Annotated in this window: 13 protein-coding genes; 6 read left to right on the top strand and 7 right to left on the bottom strand. The window is 57.5% G+C overall.

The window, feature by feature from the left end:
• Positions 1-94 precede the first annotated feature (94 nt).
• The gene (locus AC1DHT_RS24330; RefSeq protein ID WP_427544905.1) at positions 95-385 is read left to right on the top strand and encodes a hypothetical protein; all 291 of its coding nucleotides are present in this window, start codon (positions 95-97) and stop codon (positions 383-385) included.
• A 76-nt stretch (positions 386-461) separates the two neighbouring features.
• On the opposite strand, the gene AC1DHT_RS24325 is transcribed toward AC1DHT_RS24330, so the two are convergent.
• Both AC1DHT_RS24325 and AC1DHT_RS24320 read right to left on the bottom strand, forming a co-directional pair.
• A complete protein-coding gene (locus AC1DHT_RS24325; protein WP_427544903.1) occupies positions 462-734 on the bottom strand; it encodes a hypothetical protein in 273 nt (90 codons plus the stop codon).
• 748 nt (positions 735-1,482) lie between these two features.
• A complete protein-coding gene (locus AC1DHT_RS24320) occupies positions 1,483-2,652 on the bottom strand; it encodes a hypothetical protein (RefSeq protein WP_427544901.1) in 1,170 nt (389 codons plus the stop codon).
• A 590-nt stretch (positions 2,653-3,242) separates the two neighbouring features.
• Here AC1DHT_RS24320 and AC1DHT_RS24315 point away from each other — a divergent pair.
• Positions 3,243-4,601 (top strand): MATE family efflux transporter, encoded by a 1,359-nt coding sequence (locus tag AC1DHT_RS24315; RefSeq protein ID WP_427544899.1) that lies wholly within the window; start codon positions 3,243-3,245, stop codon positions 4,599-4,601.
• Between the two features lie 74 nt (positions 4,602-4,675).
• Here the strand turns inward: AC1DHT_RS24315 and AC1DHT_RS24310 are convergent, their stop codons facing one another.
• A complete protein-coding gene (locus tag AC1DHT_RS24310; protein WP_054597098.1) occupies positions 4,676-6,439 on the bottom strand; it encodes an L-lactate permease in 1,764 nt (587 codons plus the stop codon).
• 143 nt (positions 6,440-6,582) lie between these two features.
• The gene (locus tag AC1DHT_RS24305) at positions 6,583-7,500 is read right to left on the bottom strand and encodes a LysR substrate-binding domain-containing protein (protein WP_427544897.1); all 918 of its coding nucleotides are present in this window, start codon (positions 7,498-7,500) and stop codon (positions 6,583-6,585) included.
• Positions 7,501-7,729: 229 nt separating this feature from the next.
• Between AC1DHT_RS24305 and AC1DHT_RS24300 the strand changes: the two genes are divergently transcribed.
• Positions 7,730-9,025: a dicarboxylate/amino acid:cation symporter gene (locus tag AC1DHT_RS24300; RefSeq protein ID WP_427544895.1), complete on the top strand. Its 1,296-nt coding sequence runs from the start codon at positions 7,730-7,732 to the stop codon at positions 9,023-9,025.
• A gap of 11 nt (positions 9,026-9,036) precedes the next feature.
• Positions 9,037-10,503: a cysteate racemase gene (gene cuyB, locus AC1DHT_RS24295; RefSeq protein WP_427544936.1), complete on the top strand. Its 1,467-nt coding sequence runs from the start codon at positions 9,037-9,039 to the stop codon at positions 10,501-10,503.
• A 157-nt stretch (positions 10,504-10,660) separates the two neighbouring features.
• On the opposite strand, the gene AC1DHT_RS24290 is transcribed toward cuyB, so the two are convergent.
• Together AC1DHT_RS24290 and AC1DHT_RS24285 are read right to left on the bottom strand one after the other, a co-directional pair.
• Entirely contained in the window at positions 10,661-10,996 is a 336-nt protein-coding gene (locus AC1DHT_RS24290) for a DUF2388 domain-containing protein (protein WP_427544893.1), read from the bottom strand.
• 178 nt (positions 10,997-11,174) lie between these two features.
• Positions 11,175-11,492, bottom strand: coding sequence for a DUF2388 domain-containing protein (locus AC1DHT_RS24285; RefSeq protein WP_123580473.1), 318 nt, complete (start codon positions 11,490-11,492; stop codon positions 11,175-11,177).
• Positions 11,493-11,731: 239 nt separating this feature from the next.
• Here AC1DHT_RS24285 and AC1DHT_RS24280 point away from each other — a divergent pair, with 239 nt between their 5' ends.
• Positions 11,732-12,352 (top strand): cell wall hydrolase, encoded by a 621-nt coding sequence (locus tag AC1DHT_RS24280; protein ID WP_427544891.1) that lies wholly within the window; start codon positions 11,732-11,734, stop codon positions 12,350-12,352.
• Between the two features lie 98 nt (positions 12,353-12,450).
• Positions 12,451-13,221 (top strand): phytanoyl-CoA dioxygenase family protein, encoded by a 771-nt coding sequence (locus AC1DHT_RS24275; protein ID WP_427544889.1) that lies wholly within the window; start codon positions 12,451-12,453, stop codon positions 13,219-13,221.
• A gap of 159 nt (positions 13,222-13,380) precedes the next feature.
• On the opposite strand, the gene AC1DHT_RS24270 is transcribed toward AC1DHT_RS24275, so the two are convergent.
• Positions 13,381-14,994, bottom strand: coding sequence for a carbohydrate porin (locus AC1DHT_RS24270; protein WP_427544887.1), 1,614 nt, complete (start codon positions 14,992-14,994; stop codon positions 13,381-13,383).
• Positions 14,995-15,126 lie beyond the last annotated feature (132 nt).

Below are 15,126 nucleotides of genomic sequence, written 5' to 3'. Positions count from 1 at the left end.
ACTTAATAAGTCGGGAGTGAACTGAAACCTGAGTGATAGCAGCGATCATCGGATCTGGCTTGGCATCAAGACGGGACTCCCAAAGGAGACGACTATGTATGCGGTGATAAGAACCTACCTGGGTACTGGAGCACAGCAGCTATTCAAACTCTTGGAAGAGCGCAAGGCCGATGTCGAAGCTGCTCTTCGAACAGTGCCTGGCCTCGTCAGCTACACGCTGCTGAATACGGGGGATGGCGGTACTGCGGTGACGGTTTGCACGGACAAGGCCGGCAGCGATGCGAGCTTGAAAGTCGCGCGCGAGTGGATTCAGAAAAATGCCTCGCATATCCACGCGAGCCCGCCGATTGTCACGGAAGGCCCGGTCATTGTGCAGATCAAATAGCGCCGTTCCGGTTGATCTCACGACACTATCGCTCCCCGGTACACAAAACGGGCGCCTTCAAGGCGCCCGTTTACATTCACTTCGACGCCTGCTCCCGCAAGCGTCTGCCGATCACATCCATCACATCACACCCATCGCGCAACGGAATGGCCAGCAGCTTGGCGAAGTCGGCCAGCACCACGGTGTCGCTCTCGAGGTCGGCACGAAAAGCGATATTTTCGAGAACCTGGGTGACGGTGCGGATGCGGTAGTCGGCGGTGGCTTGCAGTACGTCGAGTGGGGCTTGGGTGTCGATGAGCAGGGAGGCCGGGATCAGGTCGATTCCGGTGAGGGGCATGTATCTATCCATGTTTGAAAACTCCGATCAATGCAAAGGTTGACCGCCCCCAATCGTCGCCAAACGATTGGGTGGCAGCTGTACGCAGGTTGGCGAACCGGGATCGGAATACCGGCAGACCCGAAGGTCTCCCGCGCACAGCTGCCATAAAGACAGCTTTGCGAGCGTGCAACAGCGCCTGCAAAAAAGCACAGCGCTTTTGCACCCGATCGACAGGTCGCCAAACCTGGTCGCCATTTGGGCGACGGGGCGGACTATAAGCTTCATCCCATAGGGGGGGCAAGGTGAGGGATTCTTAGGTTACTGTAGGATCTGTATTTATTCGGCCCTAGACCAGAACGAAAACGCCTTCCTACGCAAATTTCCAGTCCGGCTGATCAACCCATTACTGGCAAATTTTACGTAGCGACGCAGACATCAAAACACTGCCTGCGTTTTCACACAGCCTGAGCCCAAAGAAGCCAGACCTGACGGGCAGGATACGGCCCAAAGCGGCCACCGAGTGACTACGAAATTAGGGGTGATTAAAACTTCCCCTCAGATGGAGCACTCTTCGTGTGGCCTTGAACCTGCTATTTTGCTTTCTGAGTCAACTCATAGACCAATCTAAATAGCTCGGCCTGGTATCTAGCATCATGGAGGGCATTGTGGTCTCCCATGAATGAAAAGGGGACAGATTTATTTGTCTGCCATCAGCCTCGACGCAATAAAAAGTAAATCTGCCCCTTTTTTCACGAAAAACGTGCTAGGAGCCTTCAGCCTAAGCATCTTCATCTAGGAGAGTGCCAAGATCAGATTCCCAAGTATCCCCCCATTCCACCAAGACGAGCTTAGCCGCGAAGTCGTCAATGACTTTTTGGCGCTGAGTTTCATCATCCCCAGCATCGCTAACCGCACTAATCAGATCATCTGAAAGATCCTGTGCATATTGTGCTTTAGACTCAATGTTCCAACGTTCCATTGCTCTATTAGCAGCAACTGTTACCTCTGCCCAAACTCTTTGATGCTCGGTCTCAAAAGATTGCTCTGTACGAGGTAAATATGAATCAGGGGCTATCGCGTTGACTTCAAAGCGAGCAGGCTTCGACGAGCGAGGGTTGAGAACAATGCCTCTCAACGGAAGGCCAGCCTTTGGGCCGAGATTGACCGAAAAGCGCCATCCTCCAAACAACTCCACATAAGCGACCAATCGATCTTGAACATCCGTGACGATCAATGAATGCTCAAAACCGGATTGACTGGCATCTGGGGTGTTTTTGTGCGGCGTTAAACTCGTGACCTGAGGCCAATCATTTATATAGTCCCACCCTGCGAACTGGCCAATAGGCGGAGTCCCATGCCTAATGGACGTCAGCAGTTCAGGTGAAATAACCGCTTTGGCTTGGTCGTTCCCATAAAGCACAACGCATCCAACTACGGCAGTCTTTGCCACGCATCGCCACACCTTATTGCCATCAAATAAAGCGCGCAAATGGATGTTTGGGACTTTCTTAGTAACTAGCACCGCCTGATCTGTTGAAAGTGGCCATTTTCGTTTTTCGAAAATTGATTTTAACCGTTTAGCATCTTTGACGTCCCTTGCAACTATCACCTGGCCTGGCACAAGCTGATCTGGGATTTGGGCTGCTCTCACAAGCGGTACCACGCCTGGTGCAAGGTCAAATTCAACTCCGTCATCCATCGTTCCAGCTCGAAAGATCGTCGGTGGTGGTTTACCGCGTCCAGTCCAGATTTTTAGCGCATTACGAATTTGAATGAGTGCTTCAGCAAGAGCGTCATCGACCTTGCCTGTTTCCTCGCTGGCGAAAGAGTTATTGCAATCGAGGCACGTAGCTCGACGCGTAACTGCTCGCCCACCTAAAGATGAGAGGAAAACATGCTCTTCACTACCCGCCAAATTCTCACAAAACATACAGGTTTCTGGGGGCATGCAATATTCCTCAATTGACGGAAATCATTCGGGAGGCTAATAGCCTCGCATAATGGACGCTATGGGCAAATTCCGCGCCAGGATTTCGCTATTTGCCTGGCGCGAAATTCGTCGATCACGACGGCATACCTATCATAAGCGAAGCATCCTATTCTGTGCTGGGGGATCTGGCGGTTAGATTTTAGGCTTGGCTGTCATCTCAGGATGTTTTGGTCTGAACAGATCTACTGCAGGTGCAGGCCGACAAATACCTGCAGCGAAAACGCGTACTGAACCGTCCCGGTTTAGTAGACGTTTTGAGTGTCTGCTTCAGGCCGATTTCTGCCTGTCACGAATAACTGCTTCGGATCGTTACCTCCCATTCGTGACAGGCAGCTAACGACCCCGCACTGTCGCTCGATGCGTTGTGTGCCGGCGAAGGGGCGAGCATTGGCATAAGGCAACGTATGCAGGCTCCCGTGAATGGCGAGTCATCGACTCGGTCATCCACCGATTCTGAGTACATGATCGATCCCGATTATTTGTGTTCATTACTCATTCCACCCTCCGTAGAATCCCGTCACGGCATCCCCATCCGAGACGGAACCTCCATGCAAACCCCAACCACCCAACGCCCCCTCTGGCAAACCTACCTCCTGTTCCTGGCCCCCATGGTCCTGTCCAACTTCCTGCAATCCATGTCAGGCACGATCAACAGCATCTACATCGGCCAAATGCTCGGCACTCAAGCCCTGGCGGCGGTGTCCGGGATGTTCCCGATCGTGTTTTTCTTCATCGCGCTGGTTATCGGCCTTGGTGCGGGTGCCGGGGTGTTGATTGGTCAGGCGTGGGGCGCACGGGAGCCGCAGATGGTCAAGGCGATTGCCGGGACGACATTGCTGTTGGGGGCGATGATCGGCTTGGTGGCGGCGGTGGTGGGGAGTGTGTTGGCGCGGCCGGCGTTGCAGGGGTTGGGGACGCCGGCGGATGTGCTGGACGATGCGGTGGCGTATGCGCATGTGATGATGTGGACCTTGCCGTCGCTGTTGGTTTATGTGCTGTTTACCCAGTTGTTGCGTGGGGTCAGCGATACGCTGTCGCCACTGGTGGCGTTGCTGGTGTCGACGTGTATCGGGCTGGCGCTGACGCCGGCGTTGATTCGCGGTTGGTTCGGCTTGCCACAGATGGGCATTCAGAGTGCGGCGTTTGCCGGGTTGGCGGGTAACCTGTCGGCGATGGCCTGGCTGGCCTGGCGGTTGATTCGCAAGGGGCATCCGTTGGCGCCGGATCGGGCGTTTTTTGCGGCGATGCGGCTGAACCTGGAGATCCTCGGCAAAGTGCTGCGCATCGGCCTGCCCACGGGGTTGCAGATGGTGGTGCTGTCGCTGTCGGAGCTGGTGATTCTGGCGCTGGTCAACCAGCACGGTTCCCAGGCGACGGCGGCGTACGGGGCGGTGACGCAGATCGTCAATTACGTGCAATTCCCGGCGCTATCGATTGCGATCACGGCGTCGATCCTCGGCGCCCAGGCCATCGGGGCAGGGCGCATCGAGCGGATCGGGCTGATCCTGCGCACCGGGTTGTTGATCAATGTGTGGCTGACCGGTGGCCTCGTGGTGCTGGGTTATTTGCTGTCGCACTGGTTGCTGGGGTTGTTCCTCACCGATCCGTCCACCCAGGCCATGGCCGAACACCTGTTGCACATCATGCTCTGGAGCCTGCTGGTGTTCGGTTTCCAGGCGGTTATCGGCGGCATCATGCGCGCCAGCGGCACGGTGATGGTGCCGGTGGCGATTGCGATCGTGTGCGTGGTCGGGGTGCAGTTGCCGATGGCGTATGTACTGGACGCGCAGTTCGGATTGCAAGGGGTGTGGATGGCGTTTCCGCTGGCTTACCTGAGCATGCTGGCGTTGCAGACGGCGTATTACACAATGGTCTGGCAGCATCAGAAGATCGAGCGGTTGGTGTAGGTGGCTGCTACGCGCCACGCCCGGGAGAAGAGCCCGGGCATGGAGCTAAAGGAAAACAACCCACCTGGTGTCGATCAATGCCCGCCGACCACCAAGTGGCTGAACGGCACCACATACGCCTGCAACGTGACCAGCCCACCGACCAGTATCGCCAGCACGATGGAGTGGAAAAACACATAGCGCAGGATTTCCCCTTCATGCCCGTACCAGCGGGTGGCAGTGGAGGCCACCACGATCGACTGCGCGTCGACCATCTTGCCCATGACCCCGCCGGAACTGTTGGCCGCGGCCATCAATATCGGGCTGATGCCCAGCTGTTCCGAGGTCACTCGTTGCAAGCCGCCAAACAGCACGTTGGACGCCGTGTCCGAGCCGGTCAAGGCGACGCCGAGCCAGCCGAGCAGGGTGCCGAACATCGGGTAGAAGATTCCGGTGGCGGCGAAGGCCAGGCCCATGGTCGCGTCCAGACCGGAATAGCGGGTGATGAAGCCGAGGGCGAGCATGGCCGCGATGGTGGTCAGCGAATAACGCACCACCCACAGCGTTCGCAGGTATTGGCTCACCAGTTGCGGGATCGAATAACCCATCAGCAGTCCGCCGAAGATCGCCGCCAGCAAGATGCCGCTACCCGTGCTGGTGAGCCAGGTGAATTTATAGATGGCTTCCTCAGGTTTCGGTTGCGGCACCACGGGCGGAACTTTCTCGACCTGCAAGTGCAGGGTGGTGAAGGTCAGGGCCGGTGCGAAGATCGGGTTCGCCTCGCTCACTGGCTTACCCTGGGGGTCGAGCTTGGCCGAGTGGGTTTGCGGGTCCATGGCTGGACGGATGTCGAACATGTTTTTGAAGCCTTGAGTGCCCCACGCAAAGACGAAAACCGTGAGGATGATCCAGGGCATCCACGCACGCATGACGGTGGGTCGGGCATCGCTGGCAAAGGTTGCACTGGCCGCCGTTTTTTCGTCTGGCGATTCCTCAACTTTTGAGTCGTCGACTCGCCCCGACAAGGCCGCGGAGGTGTGCACGCGGGCGGGTTTCCAGACCTTGAGAAAACCGGTCAGGCAAGCCATGGAAATCAGTGCGGCAATCACGTCCACCAACATCGGCCCATGGTAGTTGGACACGAAGAACTGCGGCACCGCGAAGCTGACCCCGGCCACCAGAATCGCCGGCCAGATTTCCAGCATCTTGCGCCAACCGGCGAAGGCCCAGATCAACCAGAACGGCACGAGCACCGAGAAGAACGGCAACTGCCGGCCGACCATCATCGACAGTTGCATTTCATCCAGCCCGGTGACCTTGGCCAAAGTGATGATGGGGGTGCCCAAGGCCCCGAACGCCACTGGCGCGGTGTTGGCGATCAACGCCAGGCCGGACGCGGCCAGGGGCGAGAAACCCAGCCCGATCAGAATGGCCCCGGTTACCGCCACCGGCGTACCAAACCCGGCCGCGCCTTCGAAGAACGCGCCGAAGCAAAAGGCGATCAGCAGCAATTGCAGGCGGCGATCGTCGGTAATGCGCGCCAGGGAATCCTGCAGGACTTTGAACGAGCCGTTCTCAGTGGTCAGCCGATGCAGATAAATGATGTTGAGCACGATCCAGCCAATCGGAACCAGACCCGTCGCGGCACCCAGGAGAGCGGCGGAACCGGCCATATTCGCCGGCATGCCGAAGGCGAAGATGGCGATCAGCAAGGCGGTGCTCAGGGCCAGCAAGGCCGCGATATGCGCCTTGAGATGGAAGAACGCCAGGGACGTGAGCATCACCACCACCGGTAACGCCGCCATGAGGGTCGAGACCAGCGGGTTACCGAAGGGATCGTAGACTTGCTGCCAGACCATGTTCCACCTCTGCTACTTATTGTTGGCAGTGCAGGCCCCGAGAGGGGGAGGTGAAATTGAGTATAGGTGGCATTACGCGGCGGGCTGGCCGGCCTGCGTTTGGCGGCATGCGCTCGAATGAACGTCGTCACTGCCCGTTGATGCTAGACAGAGAGACTGTGTGAAGCTTTCTCCAGCGTTTTCCACAGTTCCAGCATGGTCGGATTCTGATTGGCTTTCGAACAGTACGAGCGGATTTCCAGCTGAGCGCTCCACTCGTTGCCACCGGCCCTGACGAGTTGCCCACGTTCCAGTGCTTCCGTCACAGCACTTTCGGGCAACCACGCCACGCCGTAGCCCTCGATTGCCATCCGCATGAGCAGCATCGCCATATCGGCTTCATAGCAACGGGAAAGTACGCAGGGAACAGGGGCGTTCTTGATGACGATATCGGCAACGCGCGCCAAAAAAGTCGTGGTGGTATAGGCCAGGTGCGGGACGGGTTTTCCGGTTTTCCCAGGCAGCCGGTGCAGCGGTTCACCCCGACGATTCGGGGCGCAGAGGGGGATGAACGAGTCGTGCCCCAAGGTCAGGCTGACGAATTTTTCGACATCCAGCAGGATCGGCGCTTGAGGGTGATGGTAGACGATCATCAGATCGCAGTTTCCCTCGGCCAGTGCGATGACCGCGTCATGGATATTGGCCGCCACCACACGTGCGTTGAAATGCGCATTGTGCTGTTGAAAGCGGGTCAACCATTTGGGCAGGAAGGTCATCGACAGGCTGTGCCCGGCAGTGACCTGAATGGAACGCCCAGGCATTCGTTCCTCTTGCCTGAGCGCTGAACGCAATTCAAGCAAGGCAGCCAGGGCTTCTCGCCCTTGTTCGCAAAAGGTACGGCCTGCCAGCGTCAATTGAATCGGGTAGGTGCCCCGATCGACCAGTTCGACACCCACCCAATCCTCCAAAGAGCGAATCCGTCTAGACAACGCCGATTGGGTCACACATCGAATCTCGGCCGCCCGGGAGAAGTTCTTGCACTCAGCGATTGCCAATAGATCGTCTAACCACTTGATTTGCATGACGCCGCCTCCAGCTGTGCTGCGCAAAATTCTACGCCTCTGATACCGGGTATTCGCGACATTTCACAAACTATTCCAAAACCGCATCGGGATATGGCGATTACTCATCATCTGCCTATCGCGCTCTTCATAGAATCGATCATGCCCCCCGCCGCAGCACAGCACCCGGGCATTTCGATCCTTTCTCCTGCCAAGCAAAAAACCAATAACACGACTTGAGGAAAACACCGTGAAGAACAACAGACTCCCTCGGCATATCGCCTACGCCATCGCATTGGGCGTGCTCGTTGGCTGGCTTTGCCACCATTTCGCAGCAGACGCCAAGTCTTCGAAAGAAATCGCTACCTACTTCTCGATGGTCACCGACATCTTTCTTCGCATGATCAAAATGATCATCGCGCCACTGGTGTTTGCGACGCTGGTTGGCGGTATCGCCAGCATGGGCAGTTCGAGATCCGTGGGGCGCATCGGCACCCGGGCGATGGCCTGGTTCATCACCGCATCGGTGGTTTCACTGTTCATTGGCATGCTACTGGTGAACGTGTTCCAGCCGGGTGCCGGGCTCGATCTGCAAGCCAGCCAGGTGGGCGCCACACCGTTGGCGGTGAACACCGGTGATTTCAGTCTCAAGGTGTTTATCAGTCACGTGTTCCCGCGCAGCATTGCCGAGGCGATGGCCAATAACGAGATCTTGCAGATTGTCGTGTTCTCGCTGTTTTTCGGTTTTGCCCTGGCCGCAGTGAAAAAAGCGGGTTTCACGCAGATCACCCAGGGTGTGGATGAGCTGGCCAAGGTGATGTTCAAGATCACCGACTATGTCATGGCCTTTGCGCCCATCGGCGTGTTCGCCGCTATCGCGTCCGCGATCACCACTGAAGGGCTTGGCTTGTTGCTGGACTACAGCAAGCTGATCGCCGAGTTCTACCTGGGTATCGCTATCCTCTGGGCGGTGCTGTTCGGTGCAGGTTATCTGTTTCTCGGTCGTTCGGTTTTTACCTTGGGGAAGTTGATCAAGGAACCGATCCTGTTGGCGTTTTCCACGGCGAGCAGCGAATCCGCCTACCCGAAAACCATGGAAGCCCTGGAGAAGTTCGGCGCTCCGAAGCGGGTGTCCAGCTTTGTGCTGCCGTTGGGGTATTCGTTCAACCTCGACGGTTCGATGATGTACCAGGCGTTTGCAATCATGTTCATCGCCCAGGCCTATAACGTTGAGCTGAGCTTTACCCAGCAACTGCTGATATTGCTGACCTTGATGGTGACGAGCAAAGGCATGGCCGGTGTCGCAAGAGCTTCGGTTGTGGTGGTGGCGGCAACGTTGCCGATGTTCAACCTTCCTGAAGCGGGGATTTTGTTGATTCTCGGTATCGACCAATTCCTTGATATGGCCAGGACCGCGACCAATGTCGTGGGTAACAGCATCGCCACGGCTGTGGTCGCGAAATCGGAGCCGGCCGAGGAGGTTGATGAAGCAGCGCCGGCCATCCAGGCGTCAACAGCACCCAGAGCTTCCTCGGTTGCAGTGTGAGAATCATGATGATGAAAGCCCGATCCCAACGAACAAACACGCCAGCCCTGACCCGAAAACTGGGTATCGTCGGCGGGCTTGGCTCCCTGGCGGGAGGCGACCTTTTCTTCAAGCTGGTCAAGTCGAGAGCCGTGCTGGCTGATCAAGGTCGATACCACTTCCTCTTCGAGCAACATCCCTTCAAGGACATTCTGTTACCGCTGGACAGGGTCGCGAGCATGACCTCCAGAAAGTTCTATGTCTTTCAAGTCTGCCAATCGTTTGAGGCGAGCGGGGTGGACGCGATCATGTTGCCTTGTTTTGCGAGCCACACCTTCCGGGAGGAGATCCAGGAGGAATTGGGCATTCCCATCCTCGACATGATGGCGGCCCTGAGCGAGAACATCCGTCATGTTGCAGATCCGGGCAGCACGCTGGGGGTTCTGGCCTCGGACTACGTTCGTCACTCAGGGTTATTTGAGCGCTACCTTGGGGCTGACTTCCAACTGGTCTATCCGGCTGAGCAGGATCAATCGGCGATGATGGAGGCGATGTACGGTGTCGATGGTATCAAGGACGGACAGCTTGAGGGTGTCCCGTTGGAACGTGTGCATCAGGCCTGCCTGTCGCTGCAAAACCAGGGTGCGAGCCTGATCGTACCGGGGATGACAGAGCTTTCGCTGGTGTGTGCCGACCTGCAACGTCGCGGCGTGAAGCTGCTCGATGTGAATGAAATATACGCTGCGGTGGCGACCCTTCCAGAGAATCAAACGGCTCGTCCACCGTTCAAGCTTGGCATCGTGGGCGGCGTAGGCCCGGCGGCGACGGTGGACTTCATGGCCAAGGTGGTCAGGCATACGCCGGCTGGCCGGGATCAGGAACACATCAAGATGGTCGTCGAACAGAATCCGCAGATTCCGGACCGAACCGCGAACCTGTTGTTCAATCAAGCCGATCCGACCATGGCCATGTATGCCGCCTGCAAACGGCTTGAGAGTTATGGTGCAAACGCCATTGCGATCCCGTGCAATACCGCGCACGCGTTCGTCGAGCGTATCCAGGCTTACCTTCGGGTTCCCATTATCAATATGCTCAACGAAACCATAGGCGCTATCGCTGAGCGATATGGTTCAGGCAAGACAATTGGACTGCTGGCCACCTCCGGCACGATCCAGAGCCGGGTCTATCATGACGCTGCACGGCTCGCCGGTTTGCAACTGATCACTCCGGGCTTCGATTATCAGGGGCTGGTGATGGATGCGATCTATGGAGAGCGTGGGATCAAGGCAGGTTTTGTCGACGGGCATTGCAAGGATCAGCTACTGCTTGCTGCAGAGCATCTGTGCGAATTGGGGGCGGATGTGCTGATTCTGGGATGCACGGAACTGCCGCTGGTCTTGAGCCATTGCGACGATTTCAAAATACGTGAGCACACGGTCGCGTTGGTGGATCCGACCACTATTCTGGCGATCAAATGTGTTCAATGGGCTTCGCAGTGATGATGTTGACCGGCTTGCGCGAGCAACGACGACGCCGACTCACGGTCGTGCCGTCGAACCCTTGCGCGAGAGTTCGACTCGAGGGTCCACCGTTGTCAAGTTCACGCAATGTTCGTTGCACCCAACGGGGCCTGTCACTGACCTGTGTCGTTCATCTCTAGTGATCCGCAGGTGCCCCGGATTGAACGAGCAGCGCCTGGGCCAGCTCTTCGTCACTGGCCTGGAGGCCAGGATGATCGTGTCGAGCCTGCATCAACATCGACTCCAGATTGGCGTCGCGAATGGCGCCGCCGCTCGCGACGAAGCTGGAGAGGTCTTCGCGGGCTGGCGTGACGATTTTGTCGTCTCTGAACGTCGAGTACAGCGACACGGAGAGCCCTGCCGACGTTGCCACTTCGCGCGCATCAATATCGGGCATATGGCGCCTGTGGGCCATGGCCGAACCAAAGGGCAGGCAAAGCACCAGCAATGGAATGAGGAATATACGTCGCATGGCGAACCCTCCTAAAACATGAGGCCTGAATGACCGGCCTTATGTTTTTTGTTCCGCGCTGTCGGACAGGAGTTCCTGGTCGGCGGTGCACGTCAGCACAGAGGCTGAGGACCTGGACATTAGGCCAGCCTCATCATCCCGGTGAGCCCCAAGGCCTGTCACTGACGTGCGTATGCCTCTAGTGATCAGCAGGTGCCTCGGATTGAAAGAGGATCGCTTGGGCCAGATCTTCGTCGCTGGCCTTGAGCTCTGGGTGCTCGCGTCGAATCTGTTGCAACTCCGACTCCAGGTAGGCACCGCGAATGGCACCTCCACTGGCCACGAAGCTGGAAGCGTCATCGCGGGCAGAAACAACCAGTTTGTGATCCTTGAACGTTGAGTAAAGGGATGCGGAAACACCTGCCGAGGTGGCGACATCGCGTGCATCCACACGGGCAAAGGCCGAACCAAAGGGCAGGCAAAGTATTAGCGAAGAGATGACAAGTGTGCGACGCATGACGGCGTCCTCCGAAAGGATGAAGCAACGGATGTGCTACATGAATTTGGATGTGTGGCGACAGTCAGGAGTTCCCCATCGTCGGCATATCTACACGTAAAGCAGAAGGGTGAGCGGACGGTCGGGTTGATATGCAGCAGTAATAGCTGCCTGCTGTCAGTCTGTTGGAATGATTGGGCTGCTGCGGTGTCGACCGCTATAAGCGGAGTCGTCAATATGACTCGGTCGGCAGGTTCGTCATGCGTCTGATCTGGATTGCTACTTGTTTCTCAATCGCCCTTCTCGGGGGGCAGGTGGGCGCGGCTGACCAAGCGCAAAACAAGGAGGTGGCGGTGGACAAGGCGCAAGTCCTGGAACAGAAGACTGCAGAGAAGGGCAGTGTGGCACCGGTGCCCAAAGCCGAGGCGATTACCCCCTCTGAAGCGCAGGCGGTCGATCCGGCAGGCAAAGCACCCTTGAAGGATGCAATAACTTGCCTTTCACGCACTATTTTCTGGGAGGCCAAAGGTGGGGAATTGGCCGACATGGAAGCGGTTGCCAATGTGGTGTTGAACCGGCTAGGCCATGAAGGTTTTCCAGGTACGGTGTGCGAGGTGGTCAAGCAAGGTTCGCAAAAGCATGCCTGCCAGTTTTCGTGGTGGTGTGATCGACGTTCGGATCATGCCGACGAAGACGCTCCCTATGCGGCTGCCACGGAAATAGCGCGAAAAGCGCTCAATCACCAACTCACGGACCGAACCCATGGCGCCATGTATTTCCACAGTAAACACGTGAAACCCGAATGGGCCAGGGAATACATCAAGACCGCCGAGACCCGAAAATTTGTCTTTTATAAGCCTCACGATGGTACTGCACGATAGGGGCGTTCGCTCAGGCTTCGTCAGGACGCAAACGTGGCTAAGCACCTCGCGCAGTGCCAGTATGAATGGGAGTTATCGGCATTTTCCGGGTGCGCAACATGGACACCACCGAGCGCTTGTCATCACTGACTGCCAACCGCCTTCAAGCCTTGCATCGGGACGGTTTTGTGGTACTGCCTGGCGTGCTGGACAGTGCCCGGATCAGCGCGCTGCGCCATGCAATAGACGGCCTGAAACCCCAGCACTGGGACTACAGTGGCTTGCTTGACCATTACAAGTGCGTGTTCAACCGTGACCCGTTTTGGCTGCCGTTTCTCGACCTGGACGGGATCATCGAACTGGCCGAAGCGTCCCTGGGAGAGGATTGTCACATCATTGGCCAGACCGCCTGGCGCTGCCATCCCGGCTTCATCGGCGCTCCATTGCACCTGGATTACCTGGTGATGGAGTTGCCGCGAAGCCTGCTGGCCGACCCGGCCTTCGAGTTGCCGATGCAGATCTGCACCGCGCAGCTCTACCTCAACGATATCGACGCCGACCTTAGTCCCACCCAGGTGATTCCCGGTAGCCACCGAGCCGGGCGACCACCTGCTCGCGGCGAAAACCAGTGGCATGGCTGTATCGCGAAGCCAGTGCTGTGTCGGGCCGGGGACGCTCTGATGTTTCGCAGTGAGCTGTGGCACGCCGGTAGCGACAACCGAACCCCCGACCGCGTGCGCTACCTGTTGCAGGTACACTACGGCCGGCGAATGGTGGCGCAGAAGTTCTCGCCTTACCTGCACTGGCACTTCAACCCCGATGTGCTGGCCGCCGCGACACCGCGTCAACGCCGCCTGCTGGGGGAGCATCGGGAAGCGGAATACGACTGACCTGTTTTGCGTGATTGCAGTGCAACGCAGGTGAGGCGGCTCATCATCAGAGCCGGTGATTTGCCGGACTCCAGCTTGGTAACGCGAAGGATCGGCACCGGGAGGACACGCTGGCTGAAGGCGAGCGACCTGCAGGGCCGGTTCAGCTCTAAAGGGCGCTTAGAACCAGGTTTCCATCTGCACTCCGAATTGCCAGACCCCGCCAGACTTGAAGCCCTTCTGACCAAAATCGTCTGTTGCACTGAAGTTATCGAGGTCCCTGGACCAGTTCATGTACGTGGCGAACAGGCGCAATTCAGGGCGAGCGAAGAAGTCTCCGGTTTGTGCCTTGAAGGTGGGCGCCAACGTGAATTTCCAGTAGTCACCATTGGCTGTTTGCCGGTCCTTATAGCCAAGCGCATTCAGGTCCATCTTCTGCCAGCTCAGCTCATATTGCATTTCGAAGTTGCTGCTCAGTTCATTGGCCAGACGCATGTTGAGCGTCACATAGCGATAGTCGTCGCCAGGGACATAGCGATCCTTGCTGCGCTCGGCAATCACCGCGGGCGCGATGCTCCAATCCTGATTCAGGCGGGTATGGCCATAGAGCGCCAGCCGCACGGTCTGAGCCTCGTCCAGCAGGTCGCCATCGGCACCGATGTTGTTGACCTCCGCCCCCAACCCCTTGCCATACAGCAGTGCCGCTTTGAAGTAGCCCTCACGGCCGAAAAAGTCAGGCTGATGGTAGGCGAGCATGCCGTGCGAACCGCTTTCGGCAGGGCTGAACCCAGCCTTGTTCACCCGGGTACTTGTGGTGAATGCCTGGTGGCTCTTTTCGTTCAGGCTGGCATCGTTCTGGCGCGAGGAAATGCCGTTGAGCATGACTTGCCAGCGACCCTCATCGAAAAATTGATTAAGGGTGGCGACATAGCTCCTGATGTCCTTGTTTTCCTCGGTACCGAAGTCGCCGTAGGAGCGACTCATCAGCGATGCATTGATGCGCCAGTCATCGGTCAGGCGCACGTCGTAGATACCACCACCGGTCCCGGCAAGGAATACGATCCCTCTGTCGAGCCAATGGACGTCGAAATTGTCCCGATCAAAGCGCTTGCCGGCCCACAGTGTTGCATCGCGCAACAGCGGGTTGTCTCGAAAGGACGCCAGATGATCCAGTTCGGCGTAGACCTGCCGCACGTTGAGTGAGCTTTCTGATGCGGTCCAGTCATTGGGTGTTTCGAGGCCGTCGGCGAGCATCAGCGTGTATTTCGAATGCGTGCCGTTGCTGGCTTGGCTTTCCTTCGAAAACTTCGCCTCCACGTAGGTATCGACTTCATTGCCAAGCCTGCCAACAGCTCCCCCCACGGAGCCTGCGGGAGTGACGTAGGGGCCGCCATGACCGGCACCTGATCCGTTGGTCACTATCCCCGAGCGGGCATAGCCACCGAACGTGAAGCCATCGTTCGGAAGCCCGGTTGAACTGGCTGACGACGCGGTCGTTGGGGGAGGGTTTTCAAGGACCTGCTGGTTCGCCTCTATCCGGGCAACGCGCTCGTTGAGAGAGGCTTGTGCGATCGCCGGCGGGGTGATCGCGATTTGCCGATTGAGTTGCTCGACTTCCTTGCGCAATCGAGCTGCGTCAGCTTCCGCCAGCAGGGCTCTGGCCTCGGCGACGGAGGTTCTGGCTTCAAGCCTGGCAAGACGTTCCTCAATGCTTTGCACCGGTGCGGCGAGCAGTTGAGTGGAGAGAAAAAGCAAAGAAAAGCCAGCCAAAGGCCGACAGACCACAGCACTCATAGGTAACCCTCTTGTTTTTGTATTCGGGTACTGCAATGACCTGTTGAACAGATCCTTATCCCCACCCCTGGTACTTGGATCCACTTGACAACGAGCAGGGAGAGGACGCGTAATGCGCTGCGATGTTAACGT

Source organism: Pseudomonas sp. 05N432 (assembly GCF_056396945.1).
Note: the sequence above shows the minus strand (reverse complement) of the source record. Positions and strands in the feature narration are given on the sequence as shown.

What these genes read in the sequence shown, in the direction of transcription:
- AC1DHT_RS24330 (WP_427544905.1), top strand. Translation starts at nt 95, where the DNA reads ATGTATGCGGTGATAAGAACCTACCTGGGTACTGGAGCACAGCAGCTA.
- AC1DHT_RS24325 (WP_427544903.1), bottom strand. Translation starts at nt 734, where the DNA reads ATGGATAGATACATGCCCCTCACCGGAATCGACCTGATCCCGGCCTCC.
- AC1DHT_RS24320 (WP_427544901.1), bottom strand. Translation starts at nt 2,652, where the DNA reads ATGCCCCCAGAAACCTGTATGTTTTGTGAGAATTTGGCGGGTAGTGAA.
- AC1DHT_RS24315 (WP_427544899.1), top strand. Translation starts at nt 3,243, where the DNA reads ATGCAAACCCCAACCACCCAACGCCCCCTCTGGCAAACCTACCTCCTG.
- AC1DHT_RS24310 (WP_054597098.1), bottom strand. Translation starts at nt 6,439, where the DNA reads ATGGTCTGGCAGCAAGTCTACGATCCCTTCGGTAACCCGCTGGTCTCG.
- AC1DHT_RS24305 (WP_427544897.1), bottom strand. Translation starts at nt 7,500, where the DNA reads ATGCAAATCAAGTGGTTAGACGATCTATTGGCAATCGCTGAGTGCAAG.
- cuyB (WP_427544936.1), top strand. Translation starts at nt 9,037, where the DNA reads ATGAAAGCCCGATCCCAACGAACAAACACGCCAGCCCTGACCCGAAAA.
- AC1DHT_RS24290 (WP_427544893.1), bottom strand. Translation starts at nt 10,996, where the DNA reads ATGCGACGTATATTCCTCATTCCATTGCTGGTGCTTTGCCTGCCCTTT.
- AC1DHT_RS24285 (WP_123580473.1), bottom strand. Translation starts at nt 11,492, where the DNA reads ATGCGTCGCACACTTGTCATCTCTTCGCTAATACTTTGCCTGCCCTTT.
- AC1DHT_RS24280 (WP_427544891.1), top strand. Translation starts at nt 11,732, where the DNA reads ATGCGTCTGATCTGGATTGCTACTTGTTTCTCAATCGCCCTTCTCGGG.
- AC1DHT_RS24275 (WP_427544889.1), top strand. Translation starts at nt 12,451, where the DNA reads ATGGACACCACCGAGCGCTTGTCATCACTGACTGCCAACCGCCTTCAA.
- AC1DHT_RS24270 (WP_427544887.1), bottom strand. Translation starts at nt 14,994, where the DNA reads ATGAGTGCTGTGGTCTGTCGGCCTTTGGCTGGCTTTTCTTTGCTTTTT.